The organism is Streptomyces sp. NPDC048278 (genome assembly GCF_040652195.1).
In the GTDB taxonomy this organism is placed as follows: domain Bacteria; phylum Actinomycetota; class Actinomycetes; order Streptomycetales; family Streptomycetaceae; genus Streptomyces.
In genome coordinates this window covers 110,202-134,357 of sequence record NZ_JBEZLP010000006.1, presented here as the reverse complement: position 1 = coordinate 134,357, position 24,156 = coordinate 110,202, and the positions used below count along the sequence as shown (strand labels likewise).

Annotated in this window: 20 protein-coding genes; 4 read left to right on the top strand and 16 right to left on the bottom strand. The window is 71.5% G+C overall.

Translation table 11 applies throughout. The features are described 5' to 3' along the window. Window positions 1-2: 2 nt before the first annotated feature. The 8 genes from cobA to AB0D74_RS13525 all read right to left on the bottom strand — a co-directional run bounded on the left by cobA (window position 3) and on the right by AB0D74_RS13525 (window position 11,802). Window positions 3-1,235 carry a uroporphyrinogen-III C-methyltransferase gene (gene cobA, locus AB0D74_RS13560; RefSeq protein WP_362584591.1) on the bottom strand — a complete coding sequence of 411 codons (1,233 nt, stop codon included), beginning with the start codon at window positions 1,233-1,235 and terminating at the stop codon, window positions 3-5. A gap of 629 nt (window positions 1,236-1,864) precedes the next feature. Then, on the bottom strand, window positions 1,865-5,614 hold the full coding sequence (gene cobT / locus AB0D74_RS13555; RefSeq protein ID WP_362584588.1) for a nicotinate-nucleotide--dimethylbenzimidazole phosphoribosyltransferase: 3,750 nt from the start codon (window positions 5,612-5,614) through the stop codon (window positions 1,865-1,867). Between the two features lie 344 nt (window positions 5,615-5,958). Next, the gene (gene cbiE, locus AB0D74_RS13550) at window positions 5,959-7,185 is read right to left on the bottom strand and encodes a precorrin-6y C5,15-methyltransferase (decarboxylating) subunit CbiE (protein WP_362584585.1); all 1,227 of its coding nucleotides are present in this window, start codon (window positions 7,183-7,185) and stop codon (window positions 5,959-5,961) included. A 106-nt stretch (window positions 7,186-7,291) separates the two neighbouring features. Beyond that, window positions 7,292-7,930 (bottom strand): GNAT family N-acetyltransferase, encoded by a 639-nt coding sequence (locus AB0D74_RS13545; RefSeq protein ID WP_362584581.1) that lies wholly within the window; start codon window positions 7,928-7,930, stop codon window positions 7,292-7,294. A gap of 184 nt (window positions 7,931-8,114) precedes the next feature. Beyond that, window positions 8,115-8,951 (bottom strand): MetQ/NlpA family ABC transporter substrate-binding protein, encoded by an 837-nt coding sequence (locus AB0D74_RS13540; protein ID WP_362584578.1) that lies wholly within the window; start codon window positions 8,949-8,951, stop codon window positions 8,115-8,117. A 68-nt stretch (window positions 8,952-9,019) separates the two neighbouring features. Beyond that, entirely contained in the window at window positions 9,020-9,745 is a 726-nt protein-coding gene (locus AB0D74_RS13535) for a methionine ABC transporter permease (protein WP_362584575.1), read from the bottom strand. Further along, entirely contained in the window at window positions 9,742-10,776 is a 1,035-nt protein-coding gene (locus AB0D74_RS13530) for an ATP-binding cassette domain-containing protein (protein ID WP_362584571.1), read from the bottom strand. The genes AB0D74_RS13535 and AB0D74_RS13530 overlap by 4 nt, the downstream gene beginning before the upstream one ends. Before the next feature lie 378 nt (window positions 10,777-11,154). Then, complete coding sequence (locus AB0D74_RS13525) at window positions 11,155-11,802, bottom strand: HAD family hydrolase (RefSeq protein ID WP_362584568.1); 648 nt, start codon at window positions 11,800-11,802, stop codon at window positions 11,155-11,157. A 69-nt stretch (window positions 11,803-11,871) separates the two neighbouring features. Here AB0D74_RS13525 and AB0D74_RS13520 point away from each other — a divergent pair, with 69 nt between their 5' ends. Continuing rightward, window positions 11,872-12,231 (top strand): hypothetical protein, encoded by a 360-nt coding sequence (locus AB0D74_RS13520; RefSeq protein ID WP_362584565.1) that lies wholly within the window; start codon window positions 11,872-11,874, stop codon window positions 12,229-12,231. 1 nt (window position 12,232) lies between these two features. Further along, entirely contained in the window at window positions 12,233-12,652 is a 420-nt protein-coding gene (locus AB0D74_RS13515; RefSeq protein WP_362584563.1) for a hypothetical protein, read from the top strand. A gap of 91 nt (window positions 12,653-12,743) precedes the next feature. On the opposite strand, the gene AB0D74_RS13510 is transcribed toward AB0D74_RS13515, so the two are convergent. The 3 genes from AB0D74_RS13510 to AB0D74_RS13500 form a co-directional block, all read right to left on the bottom strand. Further along, complete coding sequence (locus AB0D74_RS13510; protein ID WP_362584560.1) at window positions 12,744-13,241, bottom strand: GNAT family N-acetyltransferase; 498 nt, start codon at window positions 13,239-13,241, stop codon at window positions 12,744-12,746. Between the two features lie 44 nt (window positions 13,242-13,285). Beyond that, window positions 13,286-13,792, bottom strand: a complete 507-nt coding sequence (locus AB0D74_RS13505) for a sigma-70 family RNA polymerase sigma factor (RefSeq protein ID WP_362584557.1) — start codon at window positions 13,790-13,792, stop codon at window positions 13,286-13,288. 74 nt (window positions 13,793-13,866) lie between these two features. Further along, the gene (locus tag AB0D74_RS13500; RefSeq protein WP_362584554.1) at window positions 13,867-15,051 is read right to left on the bottom strand and encodes a glycerophosphodiester phosphodiesterase; all 1,185 of its coding nucleotides are present in this window, start codon (window positions 15,049-15,051) and stop codon (window positions 13,867-13,869) included. 320 nt (window positions 15,052-15,371) lie between these two features. On the opposite strand from AB0D74_RS13500, the gene AB0D74_RS13495 reads away from it, so the two are divergent. Both AB0D74_RS13495 and AB0D74_RS13490 read left to right on the top strand, forming a co-directional pair. Continuing rightward, window positions 15,372-16,043, top strand: a complete 672-nt coding sequence (locus AB0D74_RS13495; protein WP_351700587.1) for a lysophospholipid acyltransferase family protein — start codon at window positions 15,372-15,374, stop codon at window positions 16,041-16,043. A gap of 222 nt (window positions 16,044-16,265) precedes the next feature. Next, window positions 16,266-17,930, top strand: coding sequence for a multicopper oxidase family protein (locus tag AB0D74_RS13490; protein ID WP_362584551.1), 1,665 nt, complete (start codon window positions 16,266-16,268; stop codon window positions 17,928-17,930). 82 nt (window positions 17,931-18,012) lie between these two features. On the opposite strand, the gene AB0D74_RS13485 is transcribed toward AB0D74_RS13490, so the two are convergent. From AB0D74_RS13485 to AB0D74_RS13465, 5 genes are all read right to left on the bottom strand, one after another. Further along, entirely contained in the window at window positions 18,013-19,539 is a 1,527-nt protein-coding gene (locus tag AB0D74_RS13485; RefSeq protein ID WP_362584548.1) for an MFS transporter, read from the bottom strand. Next, window positions 19,536-20,087: a helix-turn-helix domain-containing protein gene (locus AB0D74_RS13480; protein WP_362584545.1), complete on the bottom strand. Its 552-nt coding sequence runs from the start codon at window positions 20,085-20,087 to the stop codon at window positions 19,536-19,538. The genes AB0D74_RS13485 and AB0D74_RS13480 overlap by 4 nt, the downstream gene beginning before the upstream one ends. Window positions 20,088-20,172: 85 nt before the next feature. Beyond that, window positions 20,173-21,144, bottom strand: coding sequence for an aldo/keto reductase (locus tag AB0D74_RS13475; RefSeq protein ID WP_362584543.1), 972 nt, complete (start codon window positions 21,142-21,144; stop codon window positions 20,173-20,175). A gap of 184 nt (window positions 21,145-21,328) precedes the next feature. Continuing rightward, window positions 21,329-22,762: an argininosuccinate lyase gene (gene argH / locus AB0D74_RS13470; RefSeq protein WP_362584540.1), complete on the bottom strand. Its 1,434-nt coding sequence runs from the start codon at window positions 22,760-22,762 to the stop codon at window positions 21,329-21,331. 99 nt (window positions 22,763-22,861) lie between these two features. Continuing rightward, window positions 22,862-24,058 (bottom strand): argininosuccinate synthase, encoded by a 1,197-nt coding sequence (locus tag AB0D74_RS13465; RefSeq protein WP_362584536.1) that lies wholly within the window; start codon window positions 24,056-24,058, stop codon window positions 22,862-22,864. Window positions 24,059-24,156 lie beyond the last annotated feature (98 nt).

The window sequence follows — 24,156 nt, the reverse complement described above, 5'->3', positions numbered from 1 at the left end:
GTTCAGGACCCCGTCCGCGGGCCGACGTTCACGACCTCGCCGATCACGATGACCGCCGGGGGTTTCACTTGCTCCGTGACGACGACCTCGGCGACCGTGGCGAGGGTCGCGTCGACCCGGCGTTGAGCGGCCGTCGTGCCTTCCTGGACCAGGGCCACAGGGGTCTCCGGGGACTTGCCGTGCGCCACCAGGGTCTCGGCGATCTTCCCGATCTTGTCGACGCCCATCAGGACGACGAGGGTCCCGGTCAGCTTCGCGAGGGACGGCCAGTCGGCCAGCGAGCGCTCGTCGTCCGGGGCGACGTGGCCGCTGACCACCGTGAACTCGTGTGCGACGCCGCGGTGGGTGACCGGGATGCCCGCGGCGGACGGTACGGAGATCGAGCTGGAGATGCCGGGCACGACGGTGCAGGGGATACCGGCCTCGGCGAGCGCCTGGACCTCCTCCATGCCCCGGCCGAAGACGTACGGGTCGCCGCCCTTCAGCCGTACGACCGACTTGCCCTGCTTGGCGTGCTCGATCAGGGCGTTGTTGATGGCCTCCTGGGCCATGTAGCGGCCGTACGGGATCTTCGCGGCGTCGATCACCTCGACGTGCGGCGGGAGTTCGGCGAGGAGGTCGCGGGGGCCGAGGCGGTCGGCGATGACGACGTCGGCGGCGGCGAGCAGGCGACGGCCGCGGACCGTGATCAGGTCGGGGTCGCCGGGGCCGCCGCCGACCAGGGCGACGCCGGGGGTGCGGGTGCGGTGGTGGGGGGCGACGAGGGTGCCGTCGCGCAGGCCCTCGACGACGGCGTCCCTGATGGCGGCGGTGTGGCGGGGGTCGCGGCCCCGGGCGTCCGTGGTGAGGACGGCGACCGTGACGCCCTCGCTGTGGCCGGTGGCCGGGGTCCAGGCGGTGGCCTGGTCGGCGTCGTCGGAGCGTACGCACCAGACGCGGTGGCGCTCGGCTTCGGCGGAGGCGGCGGTGTTGGCGGCGGGGTCGCTGGTGGCGATGAGGGCGTACCAGGCTTCGCCGAGGTCGCCGTCCTGGTAGGGGCGCCTGGTCCAGGTGAGCTCGCCGGCGTCGGCCATCGCCTCGACGGAGGGGGTGGCTTCCGGGGAGACGAGGGTGATGTCGGCGCTGGCCGCGATGAGGGCGGGGAGGCGGCGCTGGGCCACCTGGCCCCCGCCGAGGACGACCACGCGGCGGCCGGCGAGGCGGAGGCCTACGGGGTAGGCGGGGTGTTCGGCCATGAGGTGCGGCTCCTCTGTCGGCGGCGGCGGTAGCCCTGACGTGCAGATTTTACTGGGCGGGCGGTTGTGGGCGGCTCGGGTGTCCGGTGGCTGGGCTGCGGGGCCGGGTGCAGGGCTGTGCGTGGTTGTGCCCACCCGTTCCGCCCTGCGGAACGCCTGCCCACAACCACGGGCCGGCCGACAAGGAGCCCGGCACCGCCGTCCCGCCTGCCGACCCAGCGGCTCAGCAGCGCACCAGCCACCAGCCACCAGCCACCAGCCACCAGCCACCAGCCACCAGCCACCAGCCACCAGCCACCAGCCACCAGCCGGAGGAAACCGGCGGATTCGCCTCGCGGCAACCGACGGCCGAGTTCGACCTCCAGTTGCCGTCGGCCTACGGCAGCCGACCGACCACCAGCGACTGACGACAGACGACCGACCACCGCCAGCCTGCGGCTCACCACCGGCCACCGGTGACTCGCCGCGGACGACCGACCACCATCGGCCAACGGCAGACGACCGACCACCCTCAGCCTGCGGCTCACCACCGGCCGCCGGTGACTCGCGGTCGATGACCGAGCACCGGTAGCAGGTGGGCGACGGTCGGGGGGGCAAGCGGGGCGGTGGCGTTGTCGGGGGGGTCGTTGCTATTTCTCCGTGACGCCGGCCGAGTCGAACGTCGCCACCTCGTGCATGGCCCTGGCCGTGCTCTGGACCAGGGGAAGGGCGAGCAGGGCGCCCGTGCCCTCGCCCAGGCGGAGGTCGAGGTCGACCAGGGGGCGCAGGCCCAGCTTGTTCAGGGCTGCCACGTGGCCGGGTTCCGCGCTGCGGTGGCCGGCGATGCAGGCGGCCAGGACCTCGGGGGCGATAGCGCGGGCCACCAGGGCGGCGGCACCGGCGCTGACGCCGTCCAGGATCACCGGAGTGCGCAGGGAGGCGCCGCCGAGCAACAGGCCCACCATCGCCGCGTGTTCGAAGCCGCCGACCGCGGCCAGGACGCCGATCGGGTCGGCCGGGTCCGGCTGGTGGAGTTCCAGGGCGCGGCGGACCACCTCGGTCTTGCGGGCGAGGGTCTCGTCGTTGATGCCGGTGCCGCGGCCGGTGACCTCGGCGGGGTCGGCGCCCGTGAAGACGGAGATCAGGGCCGCGGACGCGGTCGTGTTCGCGATGCCCATCTCGCCGGTGAGGAGCGCCTTGTTGCCGGCGGCCACCAGGTCGCGGGCGGTCTCGATGCCCACCTCGATGGCCTGCTTGGCCTCCTCGCGGGTCATCGCGGGGCCGGTGGTCATGTCGGAGGTGCCCGCGCGGACCTTGCGGGGCAGCAGGCCCGGCGTGGCGGGCAGTTCGGCCGCGACGCCGACGTCGACCACGCAGACCTCGGCGCCCACCTGGCTCGCGAACGCGTTGCAGACCGCTCCCCCGCCGAGGAAGTTGGCCACCATCTGGGCGGTGACCTCCTGGGGCCAGGGGGTGACGCCCTGGGCGTGCACTCCGTGGTCGCCCGCGAAGATCGCGACCGCCGCGGGCTCCGGGATCGGCGGCGGGCACTGCCGGGACAGGCCGGAGAGCTGGGCGGAGATGATCTCCAGCATGCCGAGCGCGCCGGCCGGCTTGGTCATCCGCTTCTGCCGTTCCCAGGCCTCGCCGAGCGCCTTGGCGTCCAGCGGGCGGACGCTGGCGACGGTCTCGGCGAGCAGGTCGTGCGGGTCCTCGCCGGGCAGTGCGCGGCGGCCGTACGTCTCCTCGTGGACCACCCAGGACAGCGGGCGGCGCTTGGACCAGCCGGCCTGCATCAGCTCGGGCTCGTCCGGGAACTCGTCGACGTAGCCGACGCAGAGGTAGGCGATGACTTCGAGGTGCTCGGGCAGGCCGAGGGCGCGGACCATCTCGCGTTCGTCGAAGAAGCTGACCCAGCCGACGCCGAGGCCCTCGGCGCGGGCGGCGAGCCAGAGGTTCTCCACGGCGAGGGCGGCGGAGTAGGGCGCCATCTGCGGCTGGGTGTGCCGACCGAGGGTGTGCCGGCCCCCGCGCGTGGGGTCGGCGGTGACGACGATGTTCACCGGGGTGTCGAGGATCGCCTCGATCTTCAGTTCCTTGAACTGCTTCGCGCGGCCCTTGGGAAGGGACTTGGCATAGGCGTCGCGCTGGCGCATGGCCAGTTCGTGCATCGAGCGCCGGGTGTCGGCCGAGCGGATGACGACGAAGTCCCAGGGCTGGGAGTGGCCGACGGAGGGCGCGGTGTGCGCGGCCTCCAGGACGCGCAGCAGCACCTCGTGCGGGATGGGGTCGCTGCGGAAGCCGTTGCGGATGTCACGGCGTTCGCGCATGACCTTGAGGACGGCCTCGCGCTCGGCGTCGTCGTAGGCGGGTGCGGCCGGGCCGGTGGACTGACGTGCTTCTGCCACGGGGGCCGTGCTCTCTTCCTGGTCGGCGGCCCTGGTGTCCAGGTCCTCCGCTTGCTGTACGACGTCGGGGTGCTCCGGCAGCGGAGCGGGCTCGGCCTCCCGGGGCGCGGGGACCGTCGCGGCCTGCTCGGGCAGCGACTCGCCGCCCTGGTCCTGGGCGGGCAGGACCAGCGGGTGGGGCGGGGTGGGGGCGAGGTGCGGGGTGGTCGGTACCTGGCCGTCGACGGGGACGAACTCGCCGAGGGGGTGGTCCGGGGCCGGTTCCGCCGGGGTCGCCCCGGGGGCGGGCGCCGGGCTCTGGGTCTGCGGGCCGGCGAGGGGGACGTCGACCGGCCGGCCGGACTCGGCGGCGTGCGACTCGGGGGTCTCGGCCGGCGGGGGTACGACGGCTGCCGCGGGTACGTCGGCCACGGCGGGCGGGGTGACCTGCACGGCCTCCGCGACGGCGGGCGTGAGCGGCTCCGCCTGCTGGGGGATCTCGGCGGCGACGGGCACGGGAGCCGCCGGGGCGGATTCCTCGGCGGCGGCCTCGTCGGGCTGCACGGGCGCGGGCGGCACGGCGGGCACCGACTGACCGGGCCCGGCCACGACGGCTTCCGCGGCCGGGACGGATTCGGGCGCGGCGGCTTCCGGTGTCACAACCTGCGGTGCGGCAGCATCCCTGACGACGGCATCCGGTACGGCGGCATCCGGTACGACGGCGTGCGCCACGACCGCGTCCGGTACGGCGGCGACGGCTTCCGGCGCCGGGTCCGGCTCGGGCATCACGGAGTCCGTGGCCTGCTCGGCTCCGGCCGGCGCCACGAGCTGCTGCTCCGGCGCGGTCACCACGACCTCGGCGACCGTCTCCGGTTCCACGGGCGGGTGGCCGGCCCCCTCCGGCACCGGCGGGTTGCCGTCGCCCGCGGTCACCTCGGCGCCGGGCGGCTGCATGGCCTCCGGACCCGGCACGCCCGTCGGGCCCGCCTGCACCGGGACCGCGTCCGGCCCCTGCGGAGTCTGCGGAACCTCGGTGCTCCCGGGAGCGTCCGGGAAGTGCGGAGCCTGCGTCATCTGAGCGACGCCCGGCGCCGGAACGGCCAGGGGCACCATCGGCTCGGCCGCCGGCCCCGGAACCCCGCCGCCGACCGGCTGGGCCGCGCCCTGCGGACCGTACGCGTTCTCGTGCGGCACGCCGAGCACCCCGACGCCGGCCGCGGGTGCCTGCGACTCGACCACGGCGCCCGCGGCCACGGCCGCCGTGGCGAGCCGGGCGACGGCTGCCTGGGCGGCGCCGGCCGGGTGGTCGGGGATACCGGGCTCATGGGCGACCGCGGGCTGCGGCTCGGGCTCCGGAACAGCGGAAACGGCAGGGACGGCGGGCGCCGGAGCAACCGTTTCGGCAGCCGTGGCCTGTGCGGCCACCCGGGGCACCGGAGCGGCCTGCGGGACGGTCTGCGGTGCCGTCGGCAGGACGGTCTGCGGGGCGCCCCAGGGCGCGGCGGACTGCGGTACCGCCTCCTGCGGCGGCTGGACGTCGAGGTACTCGGGACCGGCCGCCGGAACGCCCGGCTGCCGTACCGGCGCGCCCGCCGGGCCGCGGTCGGCGAGGGAGCGGACCGGGCTGGTGGAGGCGTCGGGGATCGGCGGGCCGAGATGCAGCGGACGGCGCGGCGCCGGGGCGGCGGCCGGGTCGTGCGGCACGGAGAGGATCGGGGACGCCGGTACCGAGCTGGGCAGCCGGACGGACGTGAGGTCGACCGAGCCGCTGTCCCGGCCGCCCGTCTCGTGCGGGCCGGGCTCGTGGACGGTCTCGACGACCGGTTCCGGAGCCGGCGGCGGCACTTCGTTGCCCCAGGCGCCCTGGGCTCCCGGAAGCAGCAGGTCCTCTTCGTCCTCGGCAGGCGACTCGGAGAGGTAGGTGTACGCGCCGTGCGCGGGAACGCCCGGCTGTTCCACCATGCCTGCGCTCTCCGGCAGTCCCTCGCCCGGGACCTGGCCGGTGTCCGTCATGCGTACCCCTCGCCCATCGGTTAGTGCCTTCTACGACCAGCTCGCCCGGGGCGGCGCACCGACCGCCCCGCAGTGAAGAACGAGCGTGCGTGCCCAGCGGCACGAACGACCCGCCAGAAAAGGCGACAAAGCCATTCAGTGGCATTGTCCCGGCCGTTCGACCGTCGCGACAGCGTGATCCGCGACAGCCCGCTGTGGACTGCGCCACGTTGCGCGTCCCCGGTTCTGCCGTACCACACCCGTCCCAAAAGGGGCGCGTTTTCCGGACATTGGCGAACGAATTTCCGGGCCACCGGTGCGGTGCAGCGATCGGCCAGCCTACCGCGCGCAGTATGACAACAGGATCACGGGGCGCGCTCGGGGAGAACACCGCTGAGCAGGAACGCGACGTTCCGCTCGGTCTCCGTCCAGGCCCTGGTGTCGAGTTCGACGGACTGCAGGAGGGCGCATTCGACGTCGTATCCGTGCTCGGTCAGGTCGCGGCCGATGAGTTCGGCCGCGTCCCGGGTGGCGGCGTGCGCGACGATGCGCTGCGGACGGCGGTCGGCGACCGCGGAGACCACGGCCGCTCCCCCGCCGCCGACCCGGACGACGTCGGGCTCGGGCAGGTTCTCCAGCACGTGCGGGGCACCGCCGTGCACGATCTGGAGCTGGACGCCGAACTTCCGGGCCACCGCCTCGCTGCGCACGCAGGCCGCGAGGTCACGGTCGACGGCGATGACGGCGGCTCCGGCGCGCGCGGCCTCGGTGGCGAACGCGCCGCTGCCGCAGCCGATGTCCCAGACGAGGTCGCCGACCCGGGGTCCGAGGCGCGCGAGTTGGGCGGCCCGCAGCAGATCCGTCTCCCCTTCGCCGAGCGGGGCGCCGTCGCCGTACTCGGCGTCGGGCTGCACCCAGCCGCGCGGGCCGGTGGCCGGATCGCGGCCGGCGATCCAGCCGCCGCCCTCGGGTGCCGTCACCGGTCCGGTCGTGCCGCCGATGACGATGACGACGTTGGGGTCGCGCCAGGCGTGGTCGGCGGCCTTGTCGGAGGTGACGACGTGGACCTGCTCGCGTTCGGTGCCGAGTTCCTCGCAGATGACGAAGGTGCGGTGGACGCCTTCCATGAGGAGGCCGAGTTCGGCCGGGCCGGCGCCGGGTGAGGTGAGGACGGCGACCTTGGTGTGGGCGCGGCACACATTCACCGCGCGTCGCAGGGTGCGCCGGTGTGCGACGACCACCTGTGCGTCGTCCCAGGGCATCCCGGCGCGGGCGAAGGCGGCGGCCACCGAGGAGACGGCGGGGACGACCTCGACCTCCAGGCCGAACTCGGGTGCGCGCAGCGTCCGTACGACGCCGAAGAAGCCGGGGTCGCCGTCGGCGAGCACCACGGCCGTGCCGCGGTGGCCGGCGATGCGGCGGGCGGCGAGGGCGACGCTGCCGAGGCGGATGCGTTCCGCTCGCGGCGGCACCTCGGGCAGTTCCAGGTGGTGGGCGGCACCGGCCACCAGCGTGGCGGCGCCCAGGGCGGAGCGTGCCGCGGCGGTCAGCGGCGAACCGTCCCAGCCGATCACCGTGACGCGGTCGGCCATAGTCGTCGGTCTCCAGGGTGTTTACGCAGGTCGGGCTCCGTGAGGGTACCTGGTGGAAGGTTCCGCCGTCGTGGCGGCGGTCGTTCCCCCGGCGGGCCCCCAGATGTCAGTTCCAGTCGTTGAAGGACGTGAAACCACCGGTGTCGGCCAGTTGTTCGCTGACCCCGGCGAGATCCTCCGGCAGCAGACTCCAGACGATGACGTCGGTGCGCACGTCGCTCCATGCGCCGTTCTCCGCCCGGGTGCGGGCTATCCAGGCGTTGCGGAGCACGCCCTCGCTGATACAGCCGATCTTCTGGGCCACCTGCTGGGAGGCGGTGTTGTCGGCGGCGGTGCGCAGTTCCATCCGCTCGAACTTCTGGTCGTGGAACAGCCACTGGGCGGTGGCGAGGGCCGCCTCGGTGGCGTAGCCCTCGCCGCGGGCCCAGGGGGCGACGACGTACGCGATCTCGCTGGCGCGAACACGCCAGTCCGTGTTCCGCAGGTGCACCATGCCGACGAGACGCTGGGTGAGGAACTCGGTGACGGCGAGGACGATGCCACGGCCCTCGGCGCGCTCGGCGGGGGCGGTCTCGGTGATCCAGGCGCGGGCGTCGCCCTCGGTGTACGGCTGCGGCACGGACGTCCAGGCCCCGACCTGTTCGTCGTTCATCATCTCGGCCAGCGCGGGCACGTCGTCCTCGTCGAGGGGCCGCAGCACCAACCGCTCCGTGCTGATGGAGATGTTGGGGAAGGTGCTAGTCATGCGCCGCTCCGTAACCTTCGGAAATCCTTCAGGGCCTACCCGTCAGACCGTCAGGGCCTGCGAACTGCCCAGCATGCAGCATGAAACCACTGAACCGCACGACGGGGTCCACCCCCTGTGAGGGAATGGACCCCGTGCGTGGCGATACGTTCGCTTTGGACGTGCGAGGCGTCGGCGGGAGGTCTCAGAACGACGGGATGACCGAGCCCTGGTACTTGTCCTCGATGAACTTCTTCACCTCGGGCGAGGTGAGCAGCTTGGCGAGCTTCTTGACCCGCGGGTCCTTCTCGTTGCCCTTCTTCACCGCGAGGAAGTTGCCGTACGGGCTGTTCTTCGCGGACTCCAGGACGAGGGCGTCCTTGGCGGGCTTGATGCCGGCCGAGATGGCGTAGTTGCCGTTGATCACCGCGGCGTCCACGTCGTCGAGGGAGCGCGCGGTCTGGGCCGCCTCGACCTCCTTGAACTTGAGGTTCTTCGGGTTCTTCGCGATGTCCTGCGGGGTCGCCTCGCTGCCGGCGCCGTCCTTGAGGGTGATGAGGCCGTTGGCGGCGAGCAGCTTGAGAGCGCGCGCCTCGTTCACGGCGTCGTTGGGGACGGCGACCGTCGCACCGCTCTTCAGCGCGTCGACGCTCTTCACCTTGTGGGAGTAGAGGCCGAGCGGCTCCAGGTGCACCGTGACGACGGGCACGATGTGGGTGCCGCGCTTCTTGTTGAAGTCGTCGAGGTACGGCTGGTTCTGGAAGTAGTTGGCGTCCACCGAGCCGTCCTCGGTCGCCGTGTTCGGGACGATGTAGTCCTGGAACTCCTTGACCTCCAGGTCGAGTCCGGCCTTCTTCGCCAGGTTGTCCTTGACGTAGTTCAGGATCTCGGCGTGCGGGGTCGGGCTCGCGGCGACGACGAGCGGTCCGCTGTAGTCGGCGGAGCCGGAGGCGGAGTCCTTGTCCGAGCCGCAGGCGGTGAGCCCGATGGTGAGGGCTCCTGCGGTGAGGACGGCGGCGGTGAGCTTTGCGGTGTTACGCACGAAAAGTGCCTTTCCTTAAGGGTGGAGCGACCCCGCGAAGGGTGGTGCGGGGAGATCGGAGGGTGGGCTCAGCCGGTCTTGCCCGTGGCCGTGGCGGCCTTCAGCAGCCGCAGCTTCGGCACGGGACCGGACCGGCCGCCGCGGCGGTGCAGGGAGCGGGCCGCGTAGTCGCCGGCGAACTGGATGAGCGAGATGACGACGGCGAGGATGGCGACCGTGATCCACATCAGCTCGGTCTCGAACCGCTGGTAGCCGTAGCGGATGGCGATGTCGCCGAGTCCGCCGGCACCGACCGTGCCGGCCATGGCGGAGTAGCCGATGAGCGCGACGATCGTGGTCGTGGTGGAGGAGATGAGCGAGGGCAGCGACTCGGGTACGAGGACCTTGCGGACGACGGTCCAGGTGTTGCCGCCCATCGACTGCACGGCCTCGACCAGCCCGCCGTCCACTTCGCGGACAGCCGTCTCGACGAGACGCGCGAAGAACGGGATGGCGCCGATCGCGAGCGGCACGATGGCGGCCTCGCGGCCGATGGTCGTCCCGGTGATCCAGCGGGTGAAGTTCATCAGGGCGACCATCAGGATGATGAACGGCATCGAGCGGGCGACGTTCACGATCTGCCCGATGACCTTGTTGGCCAGCACGTTCTGGAGCAGCCCGCCCCGGTCGGTGAGGACGAGGAGGACACCGAGCGGGAGGCCGCCGACGACGGCGATCAGCGTGGACCAGCCGACCATGTAGAGGGTGTCCCAACACGCCTGGGACAGCAGCGGCTGCATCTCGGACCAGCTCACTTGGCGGACTCCTTCACCAGCACGGGCTCCTGGCCCAGGACGTCGATCTGCAGACCCTGCTCACGCAGGAAGCCGATGGGCACCACGTTGTCCTCGTAGCGGCCGGGCAGTTCGATGCGCATCCGGCCGATCTGGAGGCCGCCGACGGTGTCGATGGCGGCACCGAGGATCGATATGTCGATGTTGTAGGTGCGGGAGAGCTGGGAGATGACCGGCTGGGTGGCGGCCTCGCCGTGGAAGGTGACGTCGAGGACGGTGCGGTCCTCGCCGGAGGCCTCGCCGCCGACCGGGAAGAGCGCGGCGGCCAGTTCGGAGCCGGGGGTGCCGAGCAGTTCGCTGACGGTCCCGGACTCGACGATCCGCCCCTTCTCCATCAGGGCGGCGGAGTCGCAGATCGACTTCACGACGTCCATCTCGTGCGTGATGAGCAGGACGGTCAGGCCCAGCTGCCGGTTCAGGTCGCGCAGCAGCTGGAGGATGGAGCGGGTGGTCTCCGGGTCGAGGGCGCTGGTGGCCTCGTCGGAGAGCAGCACCTTGGGGTCGCCGGCCAGGGCTCGGGCGATGCCGACACGCTGCTTCTGGCCGCCGGAGAGCTGGGCCGGGTAGGACTTCGCCTTGTCGGCGAGTCCGACGAGGTCGAGCAGTTCGAGCGCCTTGCGGGAACGTTCCTTCCCCGACTTTCCGAGGATTTCCAGCGGCAGCTCGACGTTGTCCTGGACGGTCCGTGTGGACAGCAGGTTGAAGTGCTGGAAGACCATGCCGATCCGGCTGCGCGCCTGCCGCAGCTCCCGGCCGGCCCGGGGACCGCGTCCGGCGAGGGCGGTGAGGTCCCGTCCGTCGACCGTCACGGTGCCGGTGGTGGGGCGTTCCAGCAGGTTGACGCAGCGGATGAGCGAGGACTTGCCGGCGCCGGACTGGCCGATGACGCCGTACACCTCGCCTTCGCGGACGTGCAGGTCGACGCCGTCGAGGGCGGTGACCTCTCGGCCGCGCGAGCGGTAGACCTTGGTGAGGCCCGTGGTGGTGATCACGTGGGTTTCCGTCACTGTCGAGTGCGCGGGCGTGGGTGTGCCCGGGCGCACGGGTGCGTTCGTTCAGGGACGCGGCACGGTTCTCGCGAAGGCGCTGAACCGGGGAGAACATGTGCGCGGGGGGGGGCGGCTTGCGTCACATACGCGCGTCGTCGCGTCGTACGGACATGCCACCTGTCTCGCTTCGGGGCGCGAGCTCGGGGGTGGTGCGGGGGCCCTCTAGAAGGCGCACATTCGACACATACAACGAGCACCGGGCGTCATGGTCGCCTCGGTCGCAGGGGTGCGGTCGCTCGTCGTGGTCATGCGATCAGTAAACCAGACCTACGGTCCTGACAGGCCGCCGCTGTCCGCATGGTGGACAGCGGCGGACACCTCTCAGCCGCGGGTCGCTATCTCGATGCCGCGGTCGGTGACCAGCGCGGACAAGGCCGAGAGGTCCTTCACCACGAGGTCCGCGGCCAGCTCGTGCGCCTGGTGGGTTGTGGCCAACGCCACGGTGGTCATACCGGCCGCGCGGCCCGCCTGGAGTCCGGCGGGGGCGTCCTCGAAGACCACGCAGTGCGCCGGGTCCACGCCCAGCTGCCGGGCGGCGAGGAGGTAGGGCTCGGGGTCGGGCTTGCCGCGGGTGATGTCGTCGGCGCAGACCAGCGTCTTCGGCCGGATACCGACCGCTTCCAGACGGGCCTCGGCCAGGCGGCGGGTGGCGGAGGTGACGACGGCCCAGCGGTCGGCGGGCAGGGAGTCGAGGAACGCGGCGGTGCCGGGAAGCAGGCGGACGCCGTCGTTGGGGACGTCCTCCACCTCCAGCTGCTCGACCCGGGCGACGGCCTCCGCCACGAGGTCCGCCGGGAGCAGGTCGGCGACGATGTCCGCGGCGGGCCGTCCGTGCAGCTCGACTCGGGCGAACTCCTCGGTGACGCCGTACTCCGCCGCCCAGCGGGCCCAGCAGCGGTCGACCGATGCGAGGGAGGAGACCAGGGTGCCGTCGTTGTCGAACAGGAGGGCTTGTGCGTGGATCGTCATGGTCTCGACCCTACGGTGTAGGGCAGGGGCGACGGCATCGGGCCGTTTCGGCCGTAATAAGGTCACCGCATGCTCAATGCCCTGCTGACGGTGACCGGAGTCGCCGCGCTGCTGCTCGCCGCGTGGTGCGGCTGGGCGGCGTACCGGGACCAGCCGACGAAGGACTGGCACTTCATCGGGATGGCCGTGCTGTCGGTGCTGGCGCTGGTCCAGCTGGTCGCCGGGATCGTGCTGCTGGCGCGGGGCGAGAAGCCGGACCAGGGGACGACGATCTTCGTCGCCTATCTGCTGGGCGCGTTCGCGTGCGTCCCGGCCGCGGGGTTCATGTCGCTCGCCGAGCGGACGCGGTGGGGTTCCGTGACGGTCGCCGCGGGCGGTGTGGTGCTGGCCGTGCTGGAGGTGCGGCTCTATGACATCTGGGGAGGGTGAGATGACGGCCGTGGAAGAGAGGCCGAAGCGGCTGACCAGTGGGCCGGGGACGCTGCTGGTGTGGTTCTACGGGGTGATGGTCGTCGGGGCGGTGTCGCGTTCCGCGTACCAGATCGCGACGGAGTTCGACCGGGCGCCGCTCGCGTACTCGTTGTCCGCCGTCGCCGGGGTGGTGTACGCGTTCATCACGTACACGCTGGTGCGGGGCGGTGAGACGGCCCGCAGGGTGGCGCAGGTGTGCTGCGCCGCCGAGCTTGCGGGGGTGTTGATCGTGGGTACGTGGACCCTCGTGGATTCCTCCGCGTTCCCGGATGCGACCGTGTGGTCGGATTACGGGATGGGGTACGTGTTCATTCCGGTGCTGTTGCCGGTCTCCGCGTTGTACTGGTTGCGCAAAGCTGCGCAGCAGGCGGCGGCTTGAGGAACGTGCGCGACAGCGGGTGCGTTGTGGCTGGTCGCGCAGTTCCCCGCGCCCCCAAGAAGGGGGCGCTTCAGCCAAGGGGGCTGCAAAGTCACGCCGTTGTCGCGTAAGCGCTCGCCGGCTTTTCCAGGACGATCATGGGGACGCCGTCGGCGCCCTTTGAGGTGCCTACCGTTTCGTAGCCGACGCGGCGGTACAGGCGGAGGTTGCCCTCGCTGCGGTGGCCGGTGAAGAGGCGGAAGCGCTTGGCGCCGCGCTGTTCGGCGAGGGCCTCCTCGGCCGCGCGGAGCAGGCGGGCGCCGATGCCGTGGCCCTGGAGACGGGGGTGGACGCAGAGCTTGCCGATGGCGGCGGCGCCGTCCTCGGTGACCGAGCCGCGGACCGAGCCGACGACCTCCTCGCCGAGACGGGCGACGAAGACGCAGTCGGTGGCGAGTTCCTGGCGGACCGAGTCGAGGCTCTGGACGAGCGGGTCGATGCGGTAGTTGCCGTACAGCGCCGCCTCGCTCTGGAAGCACAGGTACTGGAGCCTGAAGATCTGCTCTGCATCCTGCTCGGTCGCCACCGAGATGGTCACGCTCATGCCCATGTGCGCACGCCTCCCGCTCACCTGATCGCCTGTCGTTCCCACTCCTATCCCCGCGCTTCGCGGCGCGCAACCTCCGGCGTCAACAATCGGCGCAGACAACCCAGACATCTGGAACGTTCCGGGCCGAGACTGCCCTGTGAGATACCCAACTCCCCCGCGATTTCCCGGTATGTCAGGTCCTTCGGGGAGAGCAGGGCCTGGAGGAGGCGGGGGCAGCGGCCGGGGAGCCGGGTGACCGCCTCGCGCAGGGCGCGGTGGCCGGCGGTGCCGAGGACGCGCTGTTCGGGGGTGGGGGTGGCCGGGTCGGCGGGGTCGGTGGCGTAGGGGCGTTCCCGGCGGGCGAGGCGTCGGGTGCGGCGGGACTCGGCGCGGACCGCCCGGCGCAGCCAGTCCTCGGGGGCCCGGGGCGGGCCGTGGGTCTCCAGGCGCTCCAGGAGGCGGAGCAGGACGGTCTGTTCCAGATCGCGGGGGTCCGCTCCGCAGGCATGTGCCTCGGCGGAGGCCTCGGCGGTGAGCAGCGGGCGCAGGGCGGTGACCAGGTCGTGCGTCATGTGCGGAACGACGCGACCGCCCCTGCGCGGGTTGCCGGGGCGGCCGGTAGACACCCCGAACGGGGTGCGCGGGCTCAGCCGTTGACGAAGTCGGCGCGGGCCAGCAGCGCGGTGTCGGCGTTGTCGGTGAAGACACCGTCGATGCCGGTCTCGAAGTACTTCTGGAAGACCGGGAAGACGTTTCCGTAGGCGTCCGCGGCGGTGCCCTTGCGGTAGGCCGGCGGCAGGAAGGGGTTCTCGTTGCGCATGGTGTAGGGGTGCAGGATCAGGCCCACCTTGTGCGCGTCCGCGACCAGCGTGCTCGGCGTGGTGAAGTCGCCGTTGGCGTCCTTCGGGATGATCAGGTCGAGGGTCGGGCCGATGCCCTGCGCGTAACCGGCGATCTCCCGCAGGCCCTTCGGCGTGATCAGGTCGGCGACGGTGCGCGGGTCGCCCGTCGCGACGAAGTCGTAGGGCTGCGTGCCGGCCGCGGAGAGCAGCACGACCAGCGGGTTGTCGATCAGCTTGTTGAGGCGCTGGATGCTGGTCGGCTCGAAGGACTGGACGATGACCGGCGAGTTCCGCTGGTCCTTGCCGTGCTTGCGCAGCAGCTTGGCGATCCGCTCCTCGACGCCGAGGCCGAGCCTGCGGAAGTAGGTGGGGTGCTTGGCCTCCGGGTAGATCCAGACCTGCTTGCCGCGCTTGCGGGTCTGCTCATCCTGCCACTTGAGGACTTCCTCGAAGGTGGGGATCTCCCAGCGGCCGTTGTAGAGCATGTTGTGCGGGCGGTTGGCCGGGATGCGCTCGATCGCGCGCAGCGTCTTCAGCTCGGCGAGCGTGAAGTCCTCGGTGAACCAGCCGGTGGTGGGGACGCCGTCCAGCGTCTTGGTGGTCTTGCGGTCGGCGAACTCGGGGTGGTCGGCGACGTCGGTGGTGCCGCCGATCTCCGGCTCGTGACGGCAGACCAGGTGACCGTCCTTGGTGGGGACGAGGTCGCCGGCCTCGACGACGTCGGCGCCGAGGTCGAGGGCGAGGTTGTAGGAGCCGAAGGTGTGCTCGGGGCGGTAGCCGCTGGAGCCCCGGTGGCCGATGATCGTCGGCTTCGGCAGGCTCTTCAGGCCGGTGCCGCCGTGACCGGCCTGCTTCGCCTCGGCCGCTCTGGCCGCGCCGGGCAGTCCGAGCACCGCGCCGCCCGCGCCGAGCACCGCGGCGCCGAGCAGCGCCCGCCGTCCGGTCGTACCGTTCATCTGCGTCCGCTCGTTCGCGTCATGCGTGTTCATGCGCGCCCTCCTGACCTTCGCCTTCTGATGCCGGCCGATCGTAGGGCTGCGGACGTGACCGAAGGGAGACCGCCGACCCAACGGTCGGGTGACGCCGTATGGCTGATGGACGGCGAGTCATGACGGCCCGTCGGCGACATCCGTCACACCGTCGCGGGCCTGTTACGACCTGACTCCCGGACGTCACCGCAGGTAAACCAGCGTCAACAGTACGTAAGACCTCGGTGAACCGGCCGTACCCGATGTGCGCTTCCCACGGAGCCGCGAGTAATGTCCTCACCTGCACAGACTCATACCGCCCCTCGACATCGGAGGACCCGTTGTCCCGCTTCGCGCTCATCAAGGCAGTGCTCGGACCGATCATGCGCCTGATGTTCCGCCCCCAGGTCGAGGGCGTGGAGCGCATCCCGGGAGACGGTCCGGTCATCCTCGCCGGCAACCACCTCACCTTCATCGACTCGATGATCCTGCCGCTGGTGAGCAAGCGGCAGGTGTTCTTCATCGGGAAGGACGAGTACGTCACCGGGAAGGGGTTCAAGGGCCGGCTGATGGCCTGGTTCTTCACCGGCGTCGGCATGATCCCGGTGGACCGGGACGGCGCGAGCGGCGGCGTCGCCGCGCTGATGACCGGCAAGCGGGTCCTGGACGAGGGCCGGATCTTCGGGATCTACCCGGAGGGCACCCGCTCCCCCGACGGCCGGCTCTACCGGGGCCGTACCGGCATCGCGCGGCTGACGCTGATGACCGGCGCGCCGGTGGTCCCCTTCGCGATGATCGGCACGGACAAGCTGCAGCCGGGCGGCGCGGGCATCCCGCGGCCGGGCAAGGTCACCGTCCGGTTCGGCGAGGCCATGGAGTTCTCCCGGTACGAGGGGATGGACCGGGACCGCTACGTGCTGCGGGCCGTGACCGACTCGGTGATGGCCGAGGTGATGCGGCTGTCCGGGCAGGAGTACGTGGACATGTACGCCACGAAGGCGAAGGCCGCCTGACGGCGGAGAAGACCCGACGGCGGCGAGGACAGGGCGGCACTCTTTCGGCGCAAGGGCACGGACCGGTGGTCCGTGCCCTTCCGTCTGCCGTGCGTCTGCCGTCTGTCTGCCATCTGCCTGACACCCGTCCGGCGTCCGCCTGCCGGTGGAATCTGACCCGACACTTCGGTCATTCCTCCGCATTTACCGGCCATATGAGCACACAGCATGTCTTATTCAGACATGCAGAAACCTTCTCGGCGTACCCTGCTCCGTGCTCCGTTCGCTGCCGCCGGCGCGGGACTCCTCGCGGCATGTACCGACTCGGGCTCCGAACCCAGTTCCGGCCCGCAACACACGGCCGGCACCACGGCGTTCGTCCCGCAGGGACCCAAGGGGTACGTGAACCCGTCGGGCCCCGAGGTGCTCGCGGCCGAGCGGAAGCGCGGGTCCGGCCCCGTCCGCATGATCAAGTTCACGGCCGCCAGGAGCATGCTGGACCTGGGCGGACGGACGGTCCACAGCTGGGCGTACAACGAGTCGGTCCCGGGACCGCTGGTGCGCGTCACCGCCGGTGACGTCCTCAGCCTGACCCTCTCCAACCAGCTGGCCGAGAAGACGACGCTGCACGCCCACGGGGTGCGCCTGCGCTGCGACATGGACGGCGTTCCGGACCTGACCCAGTCGGCCATCGAGCCGGGCACGGACTTCATCTACCGCTTCGTCGCCGCCCACCCGGGCACGTACCTGCTCCACTCGCACGTCGGCATGCAGCCGGACCGGGCCCTCTACGCGCCGTTCATCGTCGACGACCCGAAGGAGCCGCTCGCCTACGACCAGGAATGGGTCGTCGTCCTGGACGACTGGGTCGACGACATCGACGGCTCCAACCCCGAGCAGGTGCTCGACCAGCTCAAGCCGGGCGGGGCCATGGCGATGAACATGGGGATGGGCATGGGCCCCGGCCACGGCAGCCCGAGCCCGCACGGATCGGCGCACGCCTCCGCGTCGCCGTCCAGGCCGATGCCCAGTCCCAAGTCCAAGACCGGGCCGAAGAAGCCGAAGGGCCCCGACCGGGTCCTGCGCAACTCCCACAGCCAGCTGCTGCACGGCGAGGGCGGCAACGTCGCCTACCCGCACTACCTGGCCAACGGGCGGCTGCACACCGATCCCTCGGTCTTCCGCTGCCGCCCCGGCGACCGGGTCCGGATCCGCATCATCAACGCGGGCTCCGAGACGGCCTTCCGGGTCGCGCTCGGCGGCCACCAGATGACCGTGACCCACACCGACGGCTACCCCGTGCAGCACAAGAGGACCGACGCGCTGCTCATCGGCATGGCCGAGCGGTACGACGTCCTCGTGACCGCCAAGGACGGCGTCTTCCCGCTCGTCGCGCTCCCCGAGGGCAAGAAGGGCAGGGCGCTCGCGGTCCTCCGCACCGACAAGGGGAGAAACCTTCCGGCGCCGAATGTCCGCCCGGCCGAGCTGGACCGCGAGATCGTGCCGGCGCGCCGCCTGCTGCCGGCCGAGTCGGTCGCCATGGACGACCGGGTTCCCGACCGCGACCTGCTCATCAGGATCACGGGCACGATGCAGAGGTACGACTGGGGGTTCGACCACACGCACTACGACGTGCGGCAGCGGCATGCGGTGCGGGCCGGAGAGCGGGTGCGGCTGACGCTCGTCAACGCGACCGACATGTGGCACCCGATGCATCTGCACGGACACACGTTCTCCGTCACCGGGATCAGTTCGGCGGGGGCGCGCAAGGACACGACGATCGTGCTGCCGCATCGTAAGCTGGTGCTGGACTTCGATGCCGACAACCCCGGGTTGTGGATGCTGCACTGTCACAACCAGTACCACTCGGAGAGCGGGATGATGACGGTGCTCGGTTACAAGAAGTGACCTCCTGAAGGGGTCTGTGGTTCTTCGGGCGCGGGTGCGTCGTGGTTGATCGCGCAGCTCCCCGCGCCCCTGGGAGTTGTGCCTACGCGGCGCTTTCCAGTTTCTGGTTCCTGAGCAGGAACCAGGCCGCCAGCGCTGTTGTCAGGAGGACCGCGGCGCCTGCGCCCGAGGCGAGGTGGAGGCCGTGGGTGAAGGAGTCGCGGGCCGCTGTCAGCATGTCGGTCGCCGTGGGTGCGGGCATGGTCTTCGACGCCTCCAGTGCCGCGCCCAGTGACTCACGGGCGGCGGCCGGGGTGCCCGGCGGGGCCGCGAAGTCACGGTAGACGCCCATCACGATCGAGCCGAGCAGGGCGATGCCGAGCGCCGCGCCCAGCTCGTAGGCCGTCTCGGAGACCGCCGAGGCGGCACCGGCCTGCTCCTTGGGGACGCTGGAGAGGATGACGTCGGCCGTGACCGTGAAGGAGAAGCCCGCGCCGACGCCGACCACCAGGAGGGCGGCGCCGAGGACCGGGTAGCCGGTGGACCGGGAGAGGGTGGTCAGCACCGCGAGGGCCACGCCGACGGCCGCCAGTCCGCCGGAGACCACCGCCCGGACCGAGTAGCGGCGGGCCGCCCGGCCGGCCACCAGGCCCGCCGCCACCGCGCCCACGGCGGCGGGGAGTTCGGCCAGACCCGCCTCGAACGGCTGCCTGCCCTGGACCAGTTGCAGGTACTGGGAGAGGAAGAACACCAGGCCGGACATGCCGAGCACGGTCAGCAGGTCGGCCAGGACCGCGCCGCTGAAGCCGCGGTTGCGGAACAGCCGCATGTCCAGCAGGGGCTTGGGCATGGTGAGCTGGCGGTGGACGAAGCCGTAGAGGGCCGCGACACCGAGGAGGGCGGTGGCGGCGGTCACGGGGGTGAGGCCGTGGGTGGCGGCCTCCTTCACCGCGTACACGACGGCGATCATGCCGACCAGTGACAGGACGACGCTGATCAGGTCCCAGGGGCCCGGGGCAGGGTTGCGGGACTCCGGAAGCGTCCTGAGGCCGACGAGGACCAGGACCACCATCACCGGCAGGTTGATCAGGAAGACCGAGCCCCACCAGAAGTGTTCGAGCAGGAAGCCGCCCACGATCGGGCCGACGGCCGTGCCGGCCGAGGCCGCCGCACCCCAGATGCCGACGGCGAGGCTGCGCTCGCGCGGATCGTGGAAGAGGTTGCGGATCAGGGCGAGGGTGGCCGGCATCAGCGTCGCGCCGGCGACGCCCAGCAGGGCGCGGGCCGCGATCAGCATGCCGGGGGTCGTCGCGTACGCGTTCAGGACGGATATCGCGCCGAAGGCCGTCGCGCCGACGAGCAGGATCCGCTTGCGGCCGATGCGGTCGCCGAGGCTGCCCATCGAGACCAGCAGACCGGCGATGACGAACGAGTAGACGTCGCCGATCCACAGCAGCTGGGTGCCGGAGGGGTTGAGGTCTTCGCTGATGTAGGGGGTCGCCAGGCCGAGGACGGTCGCGTCGACGGCCACCAGCAGCACGGCGAGCACGAGGGCGGAGAGCGCGAGCCAGCGGCCCGGCCGCTTCTCCTCCGTCTCCCCGACGCGCGTCGGCTGCACGGTGCTGGTCATGATTCCTCTCTTCTTCGTGCGCCGCCGAGCAACAGCTCGACGATCATGTGGGTGAAGTCCTTGGGGGCGACGCGGCCTTCCGAGACCGCCCAGGCGGCGGAGGCCAGCAGGCCGTACAGCGCCTCGGTGAGCCAGGCGGGCGTCAGGTCGATGCGGAACTCGCCGCTCTGCTGGCCACGTCGGAAGAGGGCCGCGATGCGTTCGTCGATCCGCGCCCAGCCCTGGTTCTGGCCCTCGCCCTCGAAGAGCTGGTTCTCGGTGTAGAGGAAGGCGAGCAGACCGGCGGCCGGTTCGATCTCGCGGACCAGGCGGTGCACGGCGTCGGCCGCAGGACCCTCGTCCAGGCGGGCCGCGTCCAGGGCCGCGTCGCACTCCGCGATGCCGAGCGCCTCCAGCGCACGGACGAGCGCGTCGCGCCCGGCGAAGTGCCGGTGCAGGGTGGCCCGGCTGATCCCCGCGGCCTTGGCGACCTCGTCCATGGTCGCGGTGGATTTCCGGGTCAGCAGGGCGGCTGCGCTGCGCAGGACGTGGTCGCGGTCGAGGGCCATGAGACAAGAGTAACCCATGTGAGACATCTTTGTCTCACGATGGGCATGTGTGACTCACCGAAGGGAGATCAGGTCCGGTTTCGGATCAGTGCCAGGGCAGGCCCGCGCGGCGCTCCCAGTAGGCGCGCGGGTCCTCGGCCAGGGTGGCGAGGCTGGCCAGCTGGTCCGCGTCGAGGTCGGCGACGGCCGCGTGCAGGTTGGAGACGAGCTGGGCGACGGTCGCCGCGCCGGAGAGCACGACCCCGGCCCAGGGCTGCCGGAGCACGACCGCGAGGGCGACGGCGTCGCAGCCCAGGCCGGTCTCCTCGGCCACGGTCCGCAGGGCGTCGGGGGCGTGCGGGGCGGCCAGCCTGCCGTTGGCCATGCCCTCCTTCACGATCACCGTGAGTCCGGCGTCGTGGGCCTCCGCGAGGGCCGGACCCGCCGAGGTCTCCAGGGCGTTGTACGTCGACTGGACGGTACGGAAGAGGGGCTCGCCGTCGACCGTCACGGCGAGGGCGGCACGGATCGCGTCGGCCTGGGCGGGGCCGCTGGTGGAGAAGCCGAGAGTGAGGCCGGTGGCCGCGGCTTCGGCGAGGCGGGCGTGGAGTTCCTTGTCGGTGAGGGCGGGGCTGTCCGGGGTCACCGAGTGGATCTGGTAGAGGTCGAGCCGGTCGCCGAGGAGTGCGTCGGACTCGGCGCGCTGGCGGTCGTAGGTCGCGAGGCTGTGGTCCTTGACCTCGTGCGTCTCCGCGTCCGCGGACCAGCCGGCGGTGTAGGTGTAGCCCCACTTGCTGCCGACGACGACGTCGGTGAGGTCGGGGTGGGCGGTCAGCCAGTCGGCGAGGAACTCCTCGCTGCGGCCGTAGGAGCGGGCCACGTCGAAGTAGCGGACGCCCTGGGCGTAGGCGGCGTCGAGGAGTTCATGGGTGCGGGTGCGGAGGGCTTCTACGGTGCGGTTCTCTCCGAGGTCCTCGTCGCGGTTGAGGTTGATGTAGCCGGGGCGGCCGACCGCGGCGAGGCCGAGGCCGATGTGGCAGGTGGGGGTGGTGGCTGTCGCCAGTCGGGCGAAGGGCATCGCGGGTTCCGTTTCGGTCGGCTGCGGCGGTCTGTTGACCAACGTAACCCGCGATGACCTTTGGTTCGCCGTTCAGCTCGGGGGGTTCGGCGCGTTCGCGGGTGCGGGTGCGTCGTGGTTGATCGCGCCCACGCGGCGGAGCCGCATATCGACTACGCCCCGCGCCCCTGACGGGGCGCTGCCCTTACGCCTGCTTCTTGGCTTCGGCCCACTCGTGCTGCTGCGCCAGGTTCGCCTTGACCTCTGCCAGCTGGATCGCCACCGCGCTCGGCGCCGTACCGCCCCTGCCGTTGCGGGAGGCGAGGGCGCCGGGGACGTTGAGGACGGAGCGGACCTCGGGGGTCAGGTGGGCGGAGATCTTGGCGAACTGGTCGTCGGTCAGCTCGTCGAGTTCCTTGCCCTCGGCCTCCGCGGCCTTGACGCACTCCCCGGCCACCTCGTGCGCGACGCGGAACGGCACGCCCTGCTTGACCAGCCACTCCGCGATGTCGGTGGCGAGGGAGAAGCCGGCCGGGGCCAGTTCCTCCATGCGCTCGCGGTGGACGGTGAGGGTGGCCATCATGCCGGTGAAGGCGGGGAGCAGGACCTCCAGCTGGTCGCAGGAGTCGAACACCGGCTCCTTGTCCTCCTGGAGGTCGCGGTTGTAGGCGAGCGGGAGGGCCTTGAGGGTGGCCATGAGACCGGTCAGGTTGCCGATCAGGCGGCCGGACTTGCCGCGGGCCAGCTCCGCGATGTCGGGGTTCTTCTTCTGCGGCATGATCGACGAACCCGTGGAGAACGCGTCGTGCAGCGTCACGAAGGAGAACTCCTTCGTGTTCCAGATGATGACCTCCTCCGCGATCCGGGAGAGGTTCACGCCGATCATCGCGGTGATGAAGGCGAACTCTGCGGCGAAGTCGCGGGAGGCCGTGCCGTCGATGGAGTTGGCGGAGCTGCCGTGCTCGAAGCCGAGGTCCTTCGCCACCGCCTCCGGGTCCAGGCCGAGGGAGGAGCCGGCGAGGGCACCGGAGCCGTACGGGGAGACGGCCGTGCGCTCGTCCCACTGGCGCAGCCGCTCGGCGTCCCGGGACAGGGACTGGACGTGGGCCAGGACGTGGTGGGCGAAGAGGACCGGCTGGGCGTGCTGGAGGTGGGTGCGGCCGGGCATCGCCACGTCCGGGTGGGCCTCGGCGAGGCCGACCAGGGCGTCCTGGAGGTCGGCGATCAGACCGCCGATCACGCGGGCGTGGTCCCGGAGGTACATCCGGAAGAGGGTGGCCACCTGGTCGTTGCGGGAGCGGCCGGCGCGGAGCTTGCCGCCGAGGTCGGGGCCGAGACGCTCCAGGAGGCCGCGCTCCAGGGCGGTGTGCACGTCCTCGTCGGCGATCGTGCCCACGAAGGAGCCGTCGGCGACGTCGGCTTCGAGCCGGTCGAGGCCGGCGATCATGCGGGTCAGTTCGTCCTCGGTGAGCAACCCGGCGTTGTGCAGCACGCGCGCGTGGGCTCGCGAACCGGCGATGTCGTAGGGCGCGAGCCGCCAGTCGAAGTGGACGGACGCGGACAGCTTCGCCAGGGCCTCGGCGGGACCGTCGGCGAAACGGCCGCCCCAGAGCCGAACGTCACCGCTGTTGCTGCTCACTTGCGTTGCTCCTAGAAGAGATACGGATGTGGCACCGCCTCCCCGGCCATGAACGGGGAGGCGGTCGTCACGTTACTGCTCAGGACAGGTCAGGTCGGGCTACGCCCGCAGGTCACGCCGCGCGGCGATCTTCGACGACAGGCTGTAGATGTCGATGAAGCCCTTGGCCGCGGCCTGGTCGAAGGTGTCGCCGGTGTCGTAGGTGGCGAGGTTGAAGTCGTAGAGGGAGGCGTCGGAACGGCGGCCGGTGACGACCGCCCGGCCGCCGTGGAGCGTCATCCGGACGTCTCCGGTGACGTGCTGGTTCGCCTCGTCGACGAAGCCGTCCAGGGCGCGCTTGAGCGGGGAGAACCACTGCCCGTCGTAGACGAGTTCGCCCCAGCGCTGCTCCACCTGCCGCTTGTAACGGGCGAGTTCGCGCTCGACGGTGACGTTCTCCAGCTCCTGGTGGGCCGTGATGAGTGCGATCGCGCCCGGGGCCTCGTACACCTCGCGGGACTTGATGCCGACGAGGCGGTCCTCGACCATGTCGATCCGGCCGACGCCCTGGGCGCCGGCGCGTTCGTTGAGCTCCTGGATCGCCTGGAGGACGGTGACCGGTCTGCCGTCGAGGGCGACCGGGGCGCCCGCCTCGAAGGTGACGACCACCTCGTCGGGCTCGCGCGGGGTGGCCGGGTTCTGGGTGTACTCGTAGATGTCCTCGATCGGGCCGTTCCAGATGTCTTCGAGGAAGCCGGTCTCGACGGCGCGGCCGAAGACGTTCTGGTCGATGGAGTACGGGGACTTCTTGGTGGTCGCGATCGGGAGGTTCTTCGCCGCGCAGAAGGCGATCGCCTTGTCACGGGTCATCGCGTAGTCGCGGACCGGGGCGATGCAGGTCAGGTCGGGGGCGAGGGCGACGATGCCGGCCTCGAAGCGGACCTGGTCGTTGCCCTTGCCGGTGCAGCCGTGGGCGACCGTGGCGGCGCCGTGCTTGCGGGCGGCGGCGACCAGGTGCTTGACGATGGCCGGCCGGGAGAGGGCGGAGACCAGCGGGTAGCGGTCCATGTAGAGGGCGTTCGCCTTGATCGCGGGGAGGCAGTACTCGTCGGCGAACTCGTCCCTGGCGTCGGCGACCTCGGCCTCGACCGCACCGCAGGCCAGGGCCCGCTTGCGGATGACGTCCAGGTCCTCGCCGCCCTGGCCGACGTCCACCGCGACGGCGATGACCTCGGCGTCCGTCTCCTCGGCGATCCAGCCGATGGCGACGGAGGTGTCCAGGCCGCCCGAGTAGGCGAGCACGACGCGCTCGGTCATGGGTCCCTCCTCCCGTACATCCGCTTGCTATGCATGAGTATGCAGAGCAATGCATGATTCGTCAATCCGGCCGGGTTCGGCGGACCGATGTGAAAAAG

What these genes read in the sequence shown, in the direction of transcription:
- AB0D74_RS13490 (WP_362584551.1), top strand. Translation starts at nt 16,266, where the DNA reads ATGCAGAAACCTTCTCGGCGTACCCTGCTCCGTGCTCCGTTCGCTGCC.
- AB0D74_RS13525 (WP_362584568.1), bottom strand. Translation starts at nt 11,802, where the DNA reads ATGACGATCCACGCACAAGCCCTCCTGTTCGACAACGACGGCACCCTG.
- AB0D74_RS13500 (WP_362584554.1), bottom strand. Translation starts at nt 15,051, where the DNA reads ATGAACACGCATGACGCGAACGAGCGGACGCAGATGAACGGTACGACC.
- AB0D74_RS13475 (WP_362584543.1), bottom strand. Translation starts at nt 21,144, where the DNA reads ATGCCCTTCGCCCGACTGGCGACAGCCACCACCCCCACCTGCCACATC.
- cobT (WP_362584588.1), bottom strand. Translation starts at nt 5,614, where the DNA reads ATGACGGACACCGGCCAGGTCCCGGGCGAGGGACTGCCGGAGAGCGCA.
- AB0D74_RS13515 (WP_362584563.1), top strand. Translation starts at nt 12,233, where the DNA reads ATGACGGCCGTGGAAGAGAGGCCGAAGCGGCTGACCAGTGGGCCGGGG.
- cbiE (WP_362584585.1), bottom strand. Translation starts at nt 7,185, where the DNA reads ATGGCCGACCGCGTCACGGTGATCGGCTGGGACGGTTCGCCGCTGACC.
- AB0D74_RS13510 (WP_362584560.1), bottom strand. Translation starts at nt 13,241, where the DNA reads ATGGGCATGAGCGTGACCATCTCGGTGGCGACCGAGCAGGATGCAGAG.
- AB0D74_RS13485 (WP_362584548.1), bottom strand. Translation starts at nt 19,539, where the DNA reads ATGACCAGCACCGTGCAGCCGACGCGCGTCGGGGAGACGGAGGAGAAG.
- AB0D74_RS13545 (WP_362584581.1), bottom strand. Translation starts at nt 7,930, where the DNA reads ATGACTAGCACCTTCCCCAACATCTCCATCAGCACGGAGCGGTTGGTG.
- AB0D74_RS13465 (WP_362584536.1), bottom strand. Translation starts at nt 24,058, where the DNA reads ATGACCGAGCGCGTCGTGCTCGCCTACTCGGGCGGCCTGGACACCTCC.
- AB0D74_RS13520 (WP_362584565.1), top strand. Translation starts at nt 11,872, where the DNA reads ATGCTCAATGCCCTGCTGACGGTGACCGGAGTCGCCGCGCTGCTGCTC.
- cobA (WP_362584591.1), bottom strand. Translation starts at nt 1,235, where the DNA reads ATGGCCGAACACCCCGCCTACCCCGTAGGCCTCCGCCTCGCCGGCCGC.
- AB0D74_RS13505 (WP_362584557.1), bottom strand. Translation starts at nt 13,792, where the DNA reads ATGACGCACGACCTGGTCACCGCCCTGCGCCCGCTGCTCACCGCCGAG.
- AB0D74_RS13480 (WP_362584545.1), bottom strand. Translation starts at nt 20,087, where the DNA reads ATGGCCCTCGACCGCGACCACGTCCTGCGCAGCGCAGCCGCCCTGCTG.